Origin of the sequence: Pseudaquabacterium inlustre, from assembly GCF_038066595.1 — a bacterium.
Classification (GTDB): domain Bacteria; phylum Pseudomonadota; class Gammaproteobacteria; order Burkholderiales; family Burkholderiaceae_C; genus Pseudaquabacterium; species Pseudaquabacterium inlustre.
Genome location: NZ_JBBUTH010000010.1, coordinates 329,014 through 346,074 on the forward strand (window position 1 = coordinate 329,014; position 17,061 = coordinate 346,074).

The window sequence follows — 17,061 nt, forward strand, 5'->3', positions numbered from 1 at the left end:
GGGCATGACCCGGGCCGCCGGTTTCGGGGTGGCACCGCCGTGCGGTGCCGGTTCAAGACGCCTGCGTCAGTAGGTGTAGCGCGCGGCGGCCACGATGCGGCGGCCGGTCTGCGTGGCGTACTCGAGCTGGTGCTCGTTGCGGCTGTACAGGCGGATCACGCCGTCGGTGAGGTTGCGCAACTCCAGCTGGAACGACAGGTTCTTGTTGTACTTGTAGCCCAGGTTCATGTCGAGCTGGCCGTAGGGCGCGGTGTAGACCGGGTTGGCGCCCGCGCCGTCGAAGCGGCCCGACAGGAACTTGCCGCGCCAGTTGTAGGCGGCGCGCACATGCCACTGGTCGTTCTCCCAGAAGCCCACCACGTTGGCCGAGTTGCCCAGGCCTTCCAGTGCGAACTGCTCGCCCAGGCTGGCGTCGTTGTACTTCAGGCCCGACATCACCATGGTGTAGTTGGCACCCAGACCGAAGCCGGTGTTGCCGAAGCGGTGCTGCAGGTTCAGCTCCAGACCGCGCAGGCCCGCCGAGCGCTGGTTGGCCGGCACGGTGATGTTGAACACCGTGATCGGGTCGCCCGCCACGCCCGGGATGGTGCCGGTGGCGTTGCCGGTGCTGTCGGTGCCGGTCTTCACGACGCCGTTCTTGCCGTTGAAGGTGTTGAGGATGTAGTTGCGGATGCAGGTGTTGTCGCTGGTGACGCAACCCTTGGCCACGGCCTCGGTGTACATCGCGCCGCCGATCGGCGTGGGCAGGTTGAACGGCGTGCCCTTGACCTGCGTGGTGCCGATGTAGTTGTCGATCTGCTTCTCGAACAGACCCAGCGCCACGTAGCTGCTCTTGGCGTAGTAGTACTCCAGCGAGACGTCGGAGTTCTTGCTCTTGAGCGGCTTGAGGTTGGGGTTGCCCTGCGAGCCGGTGCCGCCGTTCACGCGCACCAGACCGTCCAGCGTCTGGCCGCCCTGGATGTCGCCCCAGCCGGGACGGCCGATGCTCTCGCCGTAGCTCAGGCGCAGCTTCAGGTTGTCGGTCAGGTCGGTGTCGAAGTCGATGCTGGGCAGCAGGTGGCTGTACTTGCCGGTCAGCGTGGTGAAGCCCGAGGCGCCGTAGACCACCGACAGCTCGTTGTTCGAGCCCCAGGTGATGCCGGTGGCGATGGGCACCATGGCCGACGACGTGACCTTGGTGCTCTCGTAGCGCAGGCCGGCGTTCATCGCGATGGCCTGGCCACCCACGTTGAACTCGCGGCCGTACTGCAGGTACAGGCTCTGCGACTCTTCCTTGGTGCGGCGGTCGGTGCTGTAGCTGCTGGGCATCAGGAACTGCGACTCGTCACCCACCACCTTGGCGGCGATGTCGCGGATGGTCTTGAAGTCCCACACGTTCCACTGGTTGAACAGGCGCGGGTCGTTGCTGCCCGAGATGCGCGTGAAGTACTTCGCCAGCGTGTCGGCCTGGAAGGCGCTGTCGGGGTAGTCGGCCGGCGTGCCGGTGCCGCCCCAGGTGCCACGGTCGATGTTGCCGTAGGCGGTGCGGTTCTTGGCGGTGGTCAGGCTCAGGCCGAAGTCGAGCTTGGACGCGTCAGCGAACTTGTACTTGCCGTTGAGCTGCAGCTGGTCGACCTCGGCCTTCATGTAGCTGTTGCGGAAGGACGAGCCGGTGACCAGCTGGCCCGAGGCCGGGATGCTGGTGTTCTTCAGCATCAGCACCGGGAAGTCCTTGGAGAAGTCGACCGTGGTGTCGCCGCGGCTGAACACCGCGCTGCCCAGCACCGCGTCGCTGCCGTAGGGGCTGTCGGGGCGGGTGGTGGAGGTGGAGTGGTGCACGTCGGCGCCGAAGCGCAGGCGGTCATTCACCTTCCAGTCGAGGTTGAAGCCGAGCGAGCGCAGCTCGGTCTTGGTGGCGAACTGGGCCGCGCCCATGGCCACGTCGGAGCCGCTGACATGCTCGGTGTAGAGCAGCGGTGCGGCCACCGGGCCGTTGGTCCAGGTGCTGGTGGACGGGCCGAAGTTGAACCAGGCCGAGATGTCGTTGCGCTTGGACTTCACGCTGAAGTCCGACATCGTGTAGTCCAGCGTGCCGGTGATGTTGGCGGCGGGCTTGTACTGCAGCGTCAGCTGGCCGTTGACGCGCTCGGTCTGGACGCCGGTGGTGCTGTAGTTGATGTTCTGCGGCACCGAGTAGATGTCGTTGGCGCCCGGGCGGTTGGTGATGCGCTCGCTGCCGGCGGTGCCGGGCTGCGGGATCGTGCCCCAGTTGTTCTCGTCGCCCTTGAAGCTGCGCCAGCCGTTGCCGACCGAGACCTGGTTGTAGCCGCTGTCGCGCTTCTGGTAGCTGCCGGCAATGGCCACGCCCACCGTGTTGCCGGCGAAGGTGTTGCTGTACAGGCCCGACACCTCGGGCGTCATCGAGTCGCCCTTGACGGTGCTGGGCAGGCGGTTGTTCGAGTCGTCGAACATCGTCTTGATGCCGACGGTGGCCTTCAGGCCGGGATCGTCCAGCGGGCGCGTGGTCTTGACGTTGATGGTGGCGCCGATGCCGCCGGTGGGGTTGCTGGAGCGGCTGGTCTTGTAGACCTCCAGCGCGCTGATCGATTCAGCCGCCAGGTTGGCGAAGTCGAAGGCGCGCGAGTTCGACGGGCCGGTGCCGGCAATGGTGGAGGCCGGCATCTGGCGGCCGTTGAACAGCACCAGGTTGAAATCGGGGCCCACGCCGCGCACGGTGACCTTGGAGCCCTCGCCCGAGCTGTTGCGGTCGATGGCCACGCCGCTGATGCGCTGCATGGCCTCGGCCAGGTTGGCGTCGGGGAAGCGGCCGATGTCCTCGGCCACGATGCCGTCGACGATGCCATGCGACTCGCGCTTGAGGTTCAGCGCCGATTCCACGCTGCGGCGGATGCCGGTGACGACCACCTGCTGGCCGGCGTCGGCGGTGGGGGTGGCCGGGGCGGCCTGCTGGGCCTGGGCCGCGGTGGCGCCGGCCAGCAGCGCGCCGCAGGCGGCGGCCAGGCGCGTCACTCGGAAGGCCGGCGAGCGGCCGGGCAGGCCGGCGCCGGCGCGGGACGCGGGGCGGTGAGGGGTCATGGGCTTGTCTCCGGGATTCGTGGACGAACGGCGTTGGCGGTCAGGTCGGGCGGCCACCGATGCCGGGTCTGCTGCTGGGGCGCCAACCAGCTTGAAAGCGCTTGCAAGAGCGTAAAGCCAGCTTCACGAATTGCCACCTAGTAGTCACCCTGTGTTTTTGAAAGCGCGTTCAAAATGCCGGGCTTGTCCTGTCCTGGCGCCGTGGTGCGGCCCCGTACACTGCGCGCCACCGCCGCTGCCACACCCTTCGCTGTCCATGGCCCGAGACCCCGACGCTCCCCGCCCGCCCCGCGCCGCCACGGCCGGCCGCGCACCGCGGGCCACCGCGCCGGCCGGCGTGGTCACGCTGCAACAGGTGGCCGAACGGGCGGGCGTGTCGCCCAGCACCGTGTCGCGCATCATCAATGGCACGGCCATCGTGGCCGAGGCCAAGAAGCAGGCCGTGGCCGATGCCATCGAGGCGCTGGGCTTCGTGCCCAACCCGGTGGCGCGCGGCCTGGCGGGCGGGCGCACGCTGAGCATCGGCGTGGTCACGCAGGTCATCGACTCGCCGTTCTACGGCGGCGCGCTGCGCGGCATCGAGGACGTGCTGCAGCTGGCCGGCTACAGCCCGCTGTTCGTCAGCGGCCACTGGACCACCACCGACGAGGCGCGCTGCATCGAGATGCTGCGCGCGCGCCGCGTCGACGGCCTGATCCTGCTGGACGGGCGCATCAGCGACAGCGCGGTGAAGGCGCTGGCGCGCCAGCTGCCGGTGGTGGTGACCGGGCGGCAGATCAAGGCGCCGGGCCTGTTCTCGCTGGCCTTCGACAACCTGCGCGGCGCGCGCCTGGCCACCGAGCACCTGCTGGCGCTGGGCCACCGCCGCATCGCCTTCATCGGCGGCGATCCGCAGCACCCCGACGCCGTGGCGCGTGAACAGGGCTGGCGTGATGCGATGGCCAGCGCCGGCGTGCCGGTGGACGAGGCGCTGCGCGAGCATGGCGGCTACATCGAGGAAGGCGGCCTGCGCGCGATGGAGCGCCTGCTCGACAGCGGCCACGCCTTCAGCGCGGTGTTCGCGGCCAACGACCAGATGGCCTACGGCGCAGCGCTGGCGCTGCACCGGCGTGGCCTGCAGGTGCCGCAGCACATCTCGCTGGTGGGCTTCGACGACGTGGCCACCTCGCAGTACACGCTGCCGCCGCTGTCCAGCGTGCGCCAGCCGGTGGTGGAGCTGGGCCGGCGTTCGGCCGAGGCCGTGCTCGACCTGATCGCCGGGCGCAAGCCGACGGCCGAGCTGTCGGCGCCCGAGATGGTGGCGCGCGAGTCCAGCGCCGCGCTGCCCGGCTGAACCGCCGCCGGGCCGGCGTTCAGCCCGGGCCCAGCACCCGGGGCAGGGTGAGCGTGAAGGTGCTGCCCTCGCCCGGCATGCTGCGCACCGTGACCTCGCCGCCCTGGGCGCGGGCGATGTGGCGCACCAGCGACAGGCCCAGACCCGCTCCGGGGTGGCTCTTGCTGTGGCCGCTGCTCAGCTGCACGTAGCGCTGGAACAGGCGCGGCAGGTCGGCGGGCTCGATGCCGATGCCGTGATCATGCACGCTCAGCGCCCATTGCGTGTCCGACAGCGGCCAGGTGCGCAGCTGTACCAGGCCGCCCGGGTGCGAGAACTTCACCGCGTTGGCCAGCAGATTGAGCACCATCTGCCGCAGCCGCACGGCGTCGGCGGTGATGTGCTGCGGGCCTTCGGCGGTCTGCAACTCGATGCGCACCTGGCGTTCGGCACTAGCACTGGCCAGCATGCCCACCACGTCGTCCAGCAATGCGGGCAGATCCAGTGGCGCGGGTGCGAACACCATGCGCCCTTTCTCGGCGACGGTGTGCTCGAGCACCGCGTCGATCAGTGCCAGCAGGTGCCTGCCGCTGGCGTCGATGCGCGCCAGCGTGGTGGTGTAGCGCGGCGATCCGGGTTCAATGCGGCCCGTGGCCAGCAGCCCGGTCAGGCCCAGCACGCCATTGAGCGGCGTGCGCAGCTCGTGGGTCATGTTCGAGACGAACTCGTCCTTCAGCCGGTTGACCTCGCGCAACTGCTCGTTCTGCGCGGCCAGCGTACCGGCTTGGGCGCGCAGATCCTCGGCCTGGCGCAGTGCGGTCACGTCGTGCATCACCGAGTTGGAGCACACAAAGCTGCCAGTCTTGTCGTGCACGGCCTGTGCGCTCACCAGCACCTGACGCCGCGCGCCGTCGCGGCCGGTGATCTCCAGTTCCAGCCCGTCCAGCGGCTGGCCGGCCACGAGCCTGGGGAAGTTGGCGGCAAAGGTGGCGCGCCCGGTCTCGTCGAGGAAGTCACGCGGCCCCAGCTGGCCCAGCACATCGCCACGTTCGCAGGCCAGCCAGCGCAGCTCGGTGGCGTTGATGCTGAGGTAGCGGCCGGCCGCGTCCAGCGTGTGGTAGCCGCACGGTGCCTCGTCATAGAGTTTCTGCGCCTCGGCCTGGCGACGAAAGCCCTGGCCCACGCTGCGCGCCAGCGCCCACGAGCCCAGCGCCACCAGGGCCAGCAGGCTGGCCACGGCCAATGTGTCGCGGCGCCAGCCGGCCAGTCGTTCGTCGATGCCCTGGCCCACCATCACGTACAGCGGGTAGCGGGCCAGCCGGCGGTAGGCCACGATGCGCTCGATGCCGTCGTTGACCGCCACGGCGCGGTACACGCCGGCGCGTGGCGCGGCGGCCACGGCGGCCCGCATCTGATCGGACACCGCGCCGGGTGCCGGATTGGGCGCTGCGGATGTGAGCTCGGGCTGGCGCATCAGCAGGCGCAGGTCAGGGCTGCGCAGGCTCACCACACCGGTGCTGCCGGTGTCGGGCAGGTTCACCAGCGGGCGCAGGCCAGTGAGTGGCAGCACCATCACCACCGCGCCGGCAAAGCCGCCGCCCGGATGGCGCAAGGCCCGCCCGAGCATCAGCGCCGGCTGGCCGTCGATGCGGCTGGTCTGAGGGCCAAACAGGCGCACCTGGCCGTCGGGCTGTGCGCGCAGCTGCTGGAAGTCGGCGCGGTCCTCCAGGTTCAGGTGCAGGCAGCGCATGACTGGCAGCCCGCACACCTGGACGCCACGGCTGTCGAACACGCCCAGGCGCTGAGCCTCGGGCATCTGCGCTGTCTGCTCATCGACGATGGCCCACAGCGTGGCCGGGTCGATGCCGCCCTGGGCGATCTGACGCTCGAATTGCAGTGCGGCGGCCGTCAGGCCCAGGGCCAGGGCATCGAGCCGGGCGCTGGCATGTTGCTCGGTGAGCAGTGCGGTGTTGACAGCCTGGGCCTCCACCTCCAGCAAGTCGCTGCGGTAGGAGCCCAGGATCCAGGCTGCACACACTGCAGCGAAGACCAGGTTCAAGGCCAGAAGGCCCAGCTGTAGCTGGCGCGGGGCCCACTGGTGGCCGGCGATGTAGCCCATGCCACCGGGTGCGGCGCCAAGGCGATAGCTGGCTGGCATGGGGATCCTCTCGTGCAAGTGCGATCGAATCTACCCCATACCGCACCCGGTGTGGGTGCGCCGCGTCATGCCGCGGTCAGGGTGCGGGCGTGGGCGTTGGCGCACCGGTGCCGGGCCAGGCCCACAGCTGGCCCGATTCGAGTTGCAGCCGCAGCCCGGCCACGCGCCAGTCGATCGCGGCCTGCGCGGCGGCCAGGGCCTGCTCGTGCGCCAGGCGGCGTGCGGCCAGCAGGTCCGACAGGCTGCCCTCGCCCAGCGCAAAGCCGCGCGCCAGGGTGTCGGCCACGTCGGTCAGGCGCTGGGCGGCCTCGCGCTGGCGCTGGTGGGTGGCGGCGGCGGCGTCGCGGGCCAGCACGCGGTGCGCGGCCTCGACCTGCAGCTGGCGGGCCAGCTCATCGGCCTGACGCTCGGCGGCGCTGGCGCGCAGGGCAGCCGCCTCGGCGCCGGCCTGGCGCGCCGGGCCGCCAAACGGCACGCTCAGCACCACACCCAGCATGCGTTCGTTGCCGCCGCGGCTGCTGCCCATGCGCACGCCCACGCTGGGATCGGGACGCGCCTCGGCCTGCTCCTGCGCGGCCAGGGCGCGCAGCGCGGCGGCCTCGCGGCGGGCCTGGGCCAGTTCGGCGTCATGGGCCAGCTGGGCATCGACCAGGGTCGCCAGGCCGGCATCGGCCGCCGCTGGCGGCGGCGCCGGTTGGCTGGCCGCGCCGTCCGGGGCGGCCTGGGCCACCGTGGGCAGGCCGGGGTACAGGGCGTCCAGGCGCCGGCGCTGCTGCGCCGCGCGCGCGGCGGCCGCTTCGGCCTGGGCCTGGGCCTGGGCCAGCGCGGCCTGGGCCTGGGCGGTCTCGATGCGGGCGGCATCGCCCAGGCGCTGGCGCGTGGCCACGGCCTGGGCCTGGCGCTGCAGCAGCGCCACCAGCGCCTGGGCTTCGCGCTGCACGGCACGCTCGCGCTGCCAGTCGCCCCACAGCGTGAGGTACTGGCGCGCGTGCTCGCGCCAGCCCCGCTGCAGGGCGGCATCGGCGCTGGCGATGCGCGCCTGGCCCAGCGCCTCGGCCGCGGCGCGCTTGCCGGGCAGGCGCAGGCTGCGGTCCAGGCCCAGCTCCCATTCCTGCCACTGCGCCGGCTGGCCACCATCGGTCTGGCGCCAGCGTTGGGTGCTGAGGCTGGCGGTCCATTCCTGCGGACCGGCCAGACCCTGGCGCAGGCCCGCCTGCTCGGCATGGCGGGTCAGCGTGGCGGCCTGCCAGGCGGGGGTGCGCTGGAAGGCCTGGACCAGCTGTGCGGTGTCGGGTAGGTCGGCGTCGTCGGGCGTGGGGGTGGCCTGCGCCATCAGGGCTGGCAGCGCCAGTGCCAGGGCGGCGGCCAGGCGACGGGGGGTCAGGCGACGGCTCATGCGCGGGCTCCCGGTGCGGCCGGGGCGGCGTCGAAGGCGGCGAAGTGCTCCACCGGCATCACCCAGTAGCCGCCGGGGGTGCCGGCCATCAGCCGGGCGATGTCGCGGGTCAGGCCGTCGATGACCGGGCGCGGGGCGATCAGCTTGACCTCCACGCGCTGGGCGTGGCCACGCACCTGCTCGTCGCCGGGCGCCAGGCGCACCAGCGGGCCGCGCGCGGCCACCGCATGCACGCTGAACTCGATCGGCGCACCGTCGCGGGCCAGCAGCCAGTCGACCAGGCGGTCTTCGGTGGCGCTGGGCAGCAGCACGGTCAGGCAGGCCAGCGGGCTGGCCACGGGGGTCTCGTCGGAAGGGGTGGACGGCATCGGGTGCAGGTCGGCATCAGGCATCGGCGGCCTCCAGGGCGGGCTGTGCATCGGCCAGGCCGAAGCGGCGGAACAGGATGGGCAGCAGCAGCAGCGTGAGCAGCGTGGACGAGGCCAGGCCACCGATGACCACGATGGCCAGCGGCTTCTGGATCTCGCTGCCCGGCCCGGTGGCGAACAGCAGCGGCACCAGGCCGCCGGCGGTGATGGCGGCGGTCATCAGCACCGGGCGCAGGCGGCGCTGGGCGCCCTCCACCACCACACGCGCCATGGTCTGGCCTTGCGCCAGCAACTGGTTGAAGTAGCTCACCATCACCACGCCGTTGAGCACCGCGATGCCCAGCAGCGCGATGAAGCCCACCGAGGCCGGCACCGACAGGTACTGGCGCGCGGCGGCCAGCGCCACCACGCCGCCGATCAGCGCCAGCGGCACATTGGCCAGCACCAGCAGGGCCTGGCGCACCGAGCCGAAGGTGGAGAACAGCACGAAGAAGATCAGCGCCAGCGCCACAGGCACCACCAGGGCCAGGCGGGCGGCGGCGCGCTGCTGGTTCTCGAACTGGCCGCCCCAGGCCAGGCTGTAGCCGGCCGGCAGCTTCACCTCGGCGGCCACGGCGGCCTTGGCCTCGTCGACGAAGCCGACCAGGTCGCGGCCGCGCACGTTCGTCTGCACCACCACGTAGCGCTGGGCCAGCTCACGGTCCACCTTGACCGGGCCGTCCACGCGCTGCATCTGCACCAGTTCGCGCAGCGGCACCGACTGGCCGTCGGCGCGCACCAGGCGCAGGGCCTCGAAGTCGGCCGGCGAGGTGCGTAGCGCGGCGCTGCCGCGGATGATCAGCGGCGTGCGGCGGTCGCCCTCCTGGATCACGCCCACGGTCTGGCCCTCGACCCAGCGGCGCAGGTCGGCCTGGATCTGCTCGGCGCTGAAGCCGTGGCGGCCGGCGGCCAGGCGGTCCACCGACACCTGCAGGTACTGCACGCCGTCGTTGCGCAGCATCAGCGTGTCGGTGGCGCCGGCGATGGCGGCCACGCGCTGCTCGATCTGCCCGGCCAGCCGGCCGAGCTGGGCCAGGTCGGGGCCGTAGAGCTTGATGGCCACGTCGCCGCGCACGCCGGTCAGCATCTCCGACACGCGCATGTCGATCGGCTGCGTGAAGGCCGGGTCGACGCCGGGGAACTGTTCCATCACCTGGCGCAGCTGGTCGGTGAGCCAGTCCTTGTCGGGCACGCGCCACTGGCTGCGGTCCTTCAGCACCAGGAAGCTGTCGGTCTGATTCAGGCCCATCGGGTCCAGGCCCAGCTCGTCGGAGCCGCTGCGCGCCACCACGCCGGCCACCTCGGGCACCTGGGCCATCACCGCCTGCTGCACGCGCAGGTCCAGCGCCACGGTGGCGTCCAGGCCGATCGACGGCAGCTTCTCCAGCTGCAGGATCAGGTCGCCCTCGTCGAGCGTGGGCATGAAGGACTTGCCCACCGTGCCCAGCAGCAGCGCCGCGCCCAGCAGGGCCGTGCCGGCCGCGCCCAGCATCGTGCGCTCATGGGCCAGCGCCCAGGCCAGCAGGCGGGCGTAGCCGCGGCCGGCGTGGCGCATCAGCCAGGGCTCGTGCGCGGGGCCGGTGCGCATCAGCCACGAGGCCAGCACCGGCACCACGGTCAGCGACAGCAGCAGCGAGACACTCAGCGCGAAGACGATGGTCAGTGCCACCGGGCCGAACAGCTTGCCTTCCAGCCCCTCCAGGCTCAGCAGCGGCAGGAACACGATGACGATGATGGCGATGCCCGAGGCCACCGGCGCGGCCACCTCGCGCGCGGCGCGGTACACCAGGTGCAGCTTGGGCGCACGCGCGGCCTGCGGGCCGGTGAGTGCGGTCTCGACGTTCTCCACCACCACCACCGCGCCGTCCACCAGCATGCCGATGGCGATCGCCAGGCCGCCCAGGCTCATCAGGTTGGCGCTCAGGCCGAACCAGCGCATCAGCACGAAGGTGCCCAGCGCCGACAGCGGCAGCATCACCGCCACCACCACGGCCGCACGCAGATTGCCCAGAAAGGCGGCCAGCAGCAGCAGCACCAGCACCACGGCCTCGGCCAGCGCCTTGCCGACGGTGGCCACGGCGCGGTCGATCAGGCGGCTGCGGTCGTAGAAGGTCTCGACGCGCATGCCGGCCGGCAGCGTGGGCGCCAGCGTGGCCAGGCGCTGCTTGACCTGGGCCACCACGTCGCGGGCGTTGGCGCCGCGCAGGCCCAGCACCAGGCCTTCCACCGTCTCGCCCTGGCCATTGCGCGTGACCGCGCCGTAGCGGGTGAGCGCGCCCAGGCGCACCTGGGCCACATCTGCCACGCGCACCACGCCCAGGCTGGCGCCCTCGGCCGCACGCACGACCGTGGCCCGCACATCGTCCAGCGTGCGCATGGCGCCCTCGGCGCGCACGATCAGCGCCTCTTCACCGGCGGCCAGGCGGCCGGCGCCGTCGTTGCGGTTGGCGCTGGCCAGCGCCGCCTCCAGTTGCGCCAGCGTGACGCCGCGGGCCAGCAGCGCGGCCGGGTCGGGCTCGACCTCGAAGCTGCGCACATGCCCGCCCAGGCTGTTGACGTCGGCCACGCCGGGCAGGGTGCGCAGCGCCGGGCGCAGCACCCAGTCGAGCACATGGCGGCGCTCGGCCAGGCTTTGCGGGCCCTCGATCGTGAACATGAACATCTCGCCCAGCGGCGTGGTGATCGGCGCCAGGCCACCGCTGGTGCCGGGCGGCAGGTCCTTCAGCACCCCGGCCAGGCGTTCGCCCACCTGTTGGCGCGCCCAGTACACATCGGTGCCGTCGGCAAAGTCGAGCGTGACGTCGGCCAGCGCGTACTTGCTGGTCGAGCGCAGCATCTTCTGTTTCGGGATGCCCAGCAGCTCCTGCTCCAGCGGCACGGTGATGCGCTGCTCCACCTCCTCGGGCGTCATGCCCGGCGCCTTGAGCACCAGCTTGACCTGGGTGGTGGAGACATCCGGGAAGGCGTCGATCGGCAGGCCCAGGAAGGCGAAGACGCCGCCGGCCGTCAGCAAGGCGGCGACGATCAGCACCAGCAGACGCTGGCGCAGCGAGAACTCGATCAGGCGTGAGCCCATGGCAGTGGCGCGTGCGGGACGGGTTGGGTGGGACGGAGGCGGCGGCTCAGGGCAGCGCGGTGGCCAGCAGGGCCTTCAGGCTGGCGGTGCCCTGCACCACCAGCCGGGTGTCGGCGACCAAGCCCGGTGTCTGGGTGGGCTCGGCCGGCCGCACCAGCACGCCCTGGCCGCTGCGCTGCAGCACCTGCACCGGCAGCGCGCGCAGGCGGCCGCCGCCCAGGTCGGCAAACACCCAGTCGCGGCCGCCGTGCTGCACCACCGCGCCGGCCGGCACGGCCAGGCCTGCCGTGGGCGCCCGCAGCAGTTCGGCTTGCACACCCTGGCCCACGCGCAGCGCGGCGGTGGCGGCGGCCGGGGCCTGCACGGCGGCGCGCACCATCACGGTCTGGCTGGCGGCGTCCACCGCGCGGGCGATGGCGATCACGCGCGCCGGCAGCGCCGGCTCGTCGAGCTGCACTGCATCGCCCACGCGCAGCGCGGCGGCCTCGCGCACGGGCACCTGCAGTTCCACCCACAGCGTGTCGAGCGCGGCGATGCGCAGCAGCGGCGCGGCGGCCTCCAGGCGCTGGCCCACGGTGGCCTGGCGCTCGATCACCGTGCCGCTGATCGGCGAGGTGAGCGTGACCACGCCGCCATTGGCCTGGGCCGCGGCGCCGGCCTGGGCCAGTGCGCGGCGGCGGTCGTCGGCCAGCAGCGTGGCCTGGCGCGCCTGGGCGCGCGTGGCCTCCAGCCGGGCAGCGGCGATCAGGCCCTCGTCGAACAGGCGCTGGTCGCGCGTCAGCGTGGACTGGGCCAGTTCGGCCTGCATCGCCGCCGCCTGGGCCTCGCGCTGCAGGTCCTGCGCGGCCGGGCTGCGCAGCGTGGCCAGCACCTGGCCGGCGCGCACCTCGTCGCCCACGCCGACTTGCAGGCGCTCGACCAAGGCGGCCACCGGTGCGGCCAGCACGCGCTGGCGCGACTCGGGCACCACCACGCGGCCGGGATGCCGGCTGCGCAGGCCACTGGCGGCGGCGCCGTCGGGGGCCGATGCGGCGGTGGCCGGTCCGGCCAGGGGCTGGCTGACCAGGCGCAGCGCGCGCAGCTGCTCGGGCGTCAGTGTGAACAGCGTGGGATCGCTCGCGGCGGCCGCGGGCTGGGGGGCCGAGGCCGCAGGGGTGGCCGGGGCGGGGGCGGACCCGGCCGGGCCGCCCCACAGCAGGGCCAGGGCGGCCAGGACGGGCAGTGCAGACAGTGAGCGGCGAATGTCAGGCATGGGGTGGCTGGCTGGGGGGCGGGCGCAGGCGACGCATCGTGAGGATGGCCAGTCTGCGCACCCAAGCTGAAGCGCAGATGAACCCGGTGCGGTGCTGCGGGTGATACCGTGCCGGCCGGTGGCGCTGGCACGCGTGCCGGGGTGCCGCACCAGCCGACCTCACCAGCCGACCGCCCCACCCGACCGCCAACCCCTGCCGTCGCCGACGGCCGACCCACCGCCTGCCCATGCGTTTGCTGCTGCTCGAAGACGACGCCATCCTGGGCGCCGGCCTGCGCGACTTCCTGATCGCCGACGGCCATGCCGTCGACTGGTGCCGCCGCGTGTCCGAGACCGAGGCGCTGCGCCACGAACCCTATGACGCGCTGCTGGTCGACTGGCAGCTGCCCGACGGCTCGGGCCTGGACTGGGTGCGGGGCCGGCGCCGTGCCGGCGACCGCACACCGGTGCTGCTGCTGACCGCCCGCGACCGGCTCGACGACCGCATCCAGGGCCTGGACAGCGGCGCCGACGACTACCTGGTCAAGCCCTTCGCGCCCGAGGAGCTGAGCGCACGCATCCGCGCCGTGCGCCGGCGCAGCGCCGGCAGCGCCGAGCCGGTGCTGCGCTTTGGGCCGGTGGTGCTGGACCTGGCCGCGCGCAGCGCCACGCTGCATGGCGTTCCGGCCGACCTGACCGCGCGCGAATGGGCGCTGGCCGAGGCGCTGGCGCTGCGTGCCGGACGCATCGTCGACAAGCCGCAGCTCGAGAGCCTGGTGCTGGGGCTGGACGGCGAGCTGGCCAGCAATGCGCTGGAGGTGCACATCTCCAGCATCCGCCGCAAGCTGGGCCGCGAGTTCATCGAGACCATCCGCGGCATGGGCTACCGGGTGCCCAAGTGAACACGCCGGCGCAGGGCCTGCCGTCGATCCGCCAGCGGCTGGTGCGGGTGCTGGCCGGCGTGTCGCTGGCCTGGGCGCTGGGGGTGTCGGCCGTGGTGTGGTTCACCGTGCACCATGCGCTCGACGAGGTGCTGGACAACGCGCTGCGCGAGTCGGCCGAGGTGATGTACGGCGTGCTCAGCGGCCAGGCCGGCGTGCTGCGCCTGGGCCATGCGTCCAGCCTGCCGGCGCCGCCGCATGCCGAGCACCTGGTGTGGCAGATCGTCGACGCGCGCGGCGCTGTGCTGCTGCGCTCGCACCAGGCACCGGATGCGGCCTTCGGGCCGCCGCAGCGCGTGGGGCTGTGGAGTGCCGCCGGCGACTGGCGGGTCTGCGGCCTGGCGCTGCCTGCGGGCGGCGACTCGCCGGCGCGCACGCTGTTCGTGGCCCAGCGCCTGGACGAGCGGCATGGCGCGCTGTGGGGGGCCTCGGCGCTGACCGCGGGCGCCGCGCTGGCGGTGGGCCTGCTGTGCGCGGCCTGGCTGCGCCGGCTGGCGCGCGAGGAACTGCGCCCGCTGGTGGCGCTGTCGCGCGCCGTCGAGGGATTCCACCCGCAGCAGGACGGGCAGGACCTGGCGCAGGTGACGCGGGCCGAGCTGGTGCCGATGCGCGCGGCCATCCTGTCGCTGGCGCAGCGTCTGGCGCTGCACGTGGCCAACGAGCGCGCGGTGGCGGCGCATGCCGCGCACGCGTTGCGCACGCCGCTGGCCGGCCTGGTGGTGCAGCTGGCCACCGCGCAGCGGCAGGCGCCGCCGGCCATCCAGCCCGCACTGCAGCTGGCGCGGCTGTCGGCCGACCGGCTGGCGCGGGTGGTGGGGGCGCTGCTGACGCTGTTCCGCAGCGGGGCCGAGCTGCAGTGGCAGCCGGTGGATCTGGCCGCGCTGCTGGCCAACCTGCCGGTCGACGGCCTGCAGCTGCACCTGCAGCCGGCGGGGCCATTGCCCTTGCGTGGCGACCCCGACCTGCTGGCCGCCGCGCTGGCCAACCTGCTGGACAACGCCGCCCGCCATGGCGCCCGCACGCTGGAGGTGCGGGTGCTGGCCGAGGGCGACGGCCAGCGCATCGTGCTGGCCGACGACGGCCCCGGCGTGCCGGCGCAGCGCCTGGCCGAGTTGCAGGCGGCGCTGGCCGCGCAGGACTATGCCTCGGCCATGGGCCTGGGCCTGATGCTGGCCGACCTGGTGGCGCGCGCGCACGGCGGCCAGCTGCGGCTGCCGCCGGCGGCGCGCGGTTTCACCGCCGAGATGTGGCTGGGCCCGGCGCCGCAGGGCTGATCAGAAGCGCACCAGCACGCCGGTCTGGATGCCGTTGATCGTCTTGCCGTTGACGTCGGCGGCGGTGAAGTTGTGCGTCAGGCCGGCCGAGCCGCTGGGGCGGAAGCCGGCATTGCCGCTGTTGCGCAGCGTGTCCACCAGGCCGAACAGCGTGGTCTGCTTGGACAGGCTGTAGTACGCGCCCAGCGAGCCGCCGCTGGCGTTGCGGCCGCTGCCCGAGTTGTCATGGATCCAGCCCCACAGCGCACCCACGCGCAGCAGCGGGCTCACCTTGTAGTCGGCCGAGATCTGCCAGATGTCGTAGCTGCGGTTCACGTCGGCATTGGTGCCGGCCACCACGCCACCCACGTTGCCCAGGATGGACGCGGCGTTGTTGCCGTTGGCGCTGCTGGTGCTGTTGTTGCTGCGCACATAGGCCAGGTAGACCTTGCCCTTGCCGTAGTCGTAGTTGGCGTACAGGTTGTCGTAGAAGACATCGGCGCCCTGGGCCGCGCCCGACGGGGCCTTGCCGCGCAGGCCGGCATAGCCCACGCGGTAGGGGCCGGTCACGTAGTCGATGCTGCCCTGGTAGACGGCCTGGGCCAGCATGCCGTCGGTCTTCTCGGCCAGCGCCACATGGGCGTCGACCTGCACGCCGTTGATGCGCGGCGAGACATAGGCCAGGTCGTTGTCGAAGCGCGAGGGCACGCCGAAGTTGTTGATCATCGAGCCCAGCGTGCGCGAGCCGTAGTCGATGAAGTCGCCCTTGAAGAAGATGCTGCCGTTCTGGCGGCCCAGGCGCACCTCGCCCCAGCGAGCCGAGCCCAGCGCCACATAGGCCTGGCGGTCGAAGAAGCGGGTGCTGTCGGCGTTGGTGCCGGTCTTGCTGTTGATGCCCGACTCGAGCACCACGCGGGCGGTCAGGCCGTCACCCAGGTCTTCGCTGACGCGAAAGCCCAGGCGGCTGCGCAGGTTGGCGCCTTCCTCGGTGCCCTTGATGGTGCGGCCACCGCTGCTGTGCATGTAGTTGAAGTACTGGTCGAGCGAGCCGTAGATCGTCACCGAGCTCTGGGCCCAGGTGGTGGTGGCGAACAGGGCCAGGCAGGCGGCGCCCAGGGCGTGGCGGGTGGGGGTCATGTCTCGACTCCGTTGTTGTGCGGGGGTGGAAAGGCGCCGTGGCCCGCGTCAGTGCGGGGCCCGGCGGCGCGGATTGCACAACGCGGCCCCGGGCGGCCTCAAGCCGCCGGCCGATGGCTTGCGCGCTGATCGCGCAGCCTGCGCGATGGTTGTTCGCTTGGCGGGTTAACCCGGTGCGCCAACACGGTGCGCGCTGTCGCCGGGGCGCGACAGCGCTGGCGGGGCGCGCCGCTGCGCGGCCTGCACCTACAGGATGGCGCGCAGCGCCTGCGCCGCCTCGCGCAGCAGCGGCAGCAGCTTGTCCACCATCTCGTCGGGCGTGTAGGACTGCGACTGCACCGTGGTGCCGATGGCGCCCTTGCACTCGCCCTTGCGGTCCTTCAGCGGCATGGCGATGCCGCGCAAGCCCAGGTCGAGCTGCTGGTCGGTGATCCAGTAGCCCAGGCTGCGTGCCTGGTGCACGTTGTCGACGAAGCGCTGCGGATCGACCACGGTGTGCGCGGTGAAGCTGCCGAAGCCGTGCCCGGCCACCCATTGCGCCAGGGCGTCGTCGTCGAAGGTGGACAGGATGGCCACGCCCGGCGTGACCACGTGCGCCGGCACGCGCACGCCCACGTGGTAGCCGATGGTGACGAAGCGCGGCGGGTTGCTGCGCGCGATGTAGACCACCTCGTGGCCATCGAGCACGCTGACGTTGACCGTCTCGCCCGACTGCAGCGACGCGCGCTGGATGAAGGGCTGCACCAGGCGCGGCATGCGCGCGGCCTGCAGGTAGCTCTGGCCCAGGCGCAGCACGCGTGGCGTGAGCCAGAAGTGCTTGCCGTCGCTGTCGGCATAGCCGTCGTGCACCAGGGTCAGCAGGAAGCGGCGCGCCGCGGTGCGGGTGATGCCGGCGCGCGGCGCCAGCTCGCTGGGCGTGAGGCGCACATGCTCGTCGTCGAAGGCCTCGATGACGCGCAGGCCCTTGCTGAGACCTTCGATCAGGTCCTTGCGGTCGATGGGAGGACGCTCGGGAGTGCTCATGGCGCAGGGTGGAAAACCCGTGTTGGACACGATGATCGCACAGCTCGCGCGA

General features: G+C 72.5%; 11 protein-coding genes. 3 read left to right on the forward strand and 8 right to left on the reverse strand.

Annotated features, from left to right (window positions below; translation table 11 throughout):
- Nucleotides 1–66: 66 nt before the first annotated feature.
- Nucleotides 67–3,075, reverse strand: coding sequence for a TonB-dependent receptor (locus tag AACH10_RS21855; protein ID WP_341412644.1), 3,009 nt, complete (start codon nt 3,073–3,075; stop codon nt 67–69).
- A 256-nt stretch (nt 3,076–3,331) separates the two neighbouring features.
- Here AACH10_RS21855 and AACH10_RS21860 point away from each other — a divergent pair, with 256 nt between their 5' ends.
- Complete coding sequence (locus tag AACH10_RS21860; protein WP_341412645.1) at nt 3,332–4,408, forward strand: LacI family DNA-binding transcriptional regulator; 1,077 nt, start codon at nt 3,332–3,334, stop codon at nt 4,406–4,408.
- A gap of 19 nt (nt 4,409–4,427) precedes the next feature.
- Here AACH10_RS21860 and AACH10_RS21865 read toward each other — a convergent pair whose 3' ends face one another.
- The 5 genes from AACH10_RS21865 to AACH10_RS21885 all read right to left on the reverse strand — a co-directional run bounded on the left by AACH10_RS21865 (nt 4,428) and on the right by AACH10_RS21885 (nt 12,676).
- Entirely contained in the window at nt 4,428–6,545 is a 2,118-nt protein-coding gene (locus tag AACH10_RS21865) for an ATP-binding protein (protein ID WP_341412646.1), read from the reverse strand.
- Nucleotides 6,546–6,621: 76 nt separating this feature from the next.
- Nucleotides 6,622–7,941 (reverse strand): TolC family protein, encoded by a 1,320-nt coding sequence (locus AACH10_RS21870; protein ID WP_341412647.1) that lies wholly within the window; start codon nt 7,939–7,941, stop codon nt 6,622–6,624.
- Nucleotides 7,938–8,333 carry a DUF3240 family protein gene (locus AACH10_RS21875; protein ID WP_341412649.1) on the reverse strand — a complete coding sequence of 132 codons (396 nt, stop codon included), beginning with the start codon at nt 8,331–8,333 and terminating at the stop codon, nt 7,938–7,940. Before AACH10_RS21875 ends, AACH10_RS21870 begins: the two co-directional genes overlap by 4 nt.
- Nucleotides 8,326–11,424: an efflux RND transporter permease subunit gene (locus AACH10_RS21880; RefSeq protein ID WP_341412650.1), complete on the reverse strand. Its 3,099-nt coding sequence runs from the start codon at nt 11,422–11,424 to the stop codon at nt 8,326–8,328. Before AACH10_RS21880 ends, AACH10_RS21875 begins: the two co-directional genes overlap by 8 nt.
- A 46-nt stretch (nt 11,425–11,470) precedes the next feature.
- A complete protein-coding gene (locus AACH10_RS21885; RefSeq protein WP_341412651.1) occupies nt 11,471–12,676 on the reverse strand; it encodes an efflux RND transporter periplasmic adaptor subunit in 1,206 nt (401 codons plus the stop codon).
- Between the two features lie 227 nt (nt 12,677–12,903).
- On the opposite strand from AACH10_RS21885, the gene AACH10_RS21890 reads away from it, so the two are divergent.
- Entirely contained in the window at nt 12,904–13,557 is a 654-nt protein-coding gene (locus AACH10_RS21890) for a response regulator transcription factor (RefSeq protein WP_341412653.1), read from the forward strand.
- Complete coding sequence (locus AACH10_RS21895; RefSeq protein WP_341412654.1) at nt 13,554–14,870, forward strand: sensor histidine kinase; 1,317 nt, start codon at nt 13,554–13,556, stop codon at nt 14,868–14,870. The genes AACH10_RS21890 and AACH10_RS21895 overlap by 4 nt, the downstream gene beginning before the upstream one ends.
- Here AACH10_RS21895 and AACH10_RS21900 read toward each other — a convergent pair whose 3' ends face one another.
- On the reverse strand, nt 14,871–15,986 hold the full coding sequence (locus tag AACH10_RS21900) for a porin (RefSeq protein WP_341412655.1): 1,116 nt from the start codon (nt 15,984–15,986) through the stop codon (nt 14,871–14,873). It abuts the gene before it with no gap.
- Between the two features lie 246 nt (nt 15,987–16,232).
- Nucleotides 16,233–17,009, reverse strand: coding sequence for an IclR family transcriptional regulator domain-containing protein (locus tag AACH10_RS21905; RefSeq protein WP_341412656.1), 777 nt, complete (start codon nt 17,007–17,009; stop codon nt 16,233–16,235).
- Nucleotides 17,010–17,061: the final 52 nt, after the last annotated feature.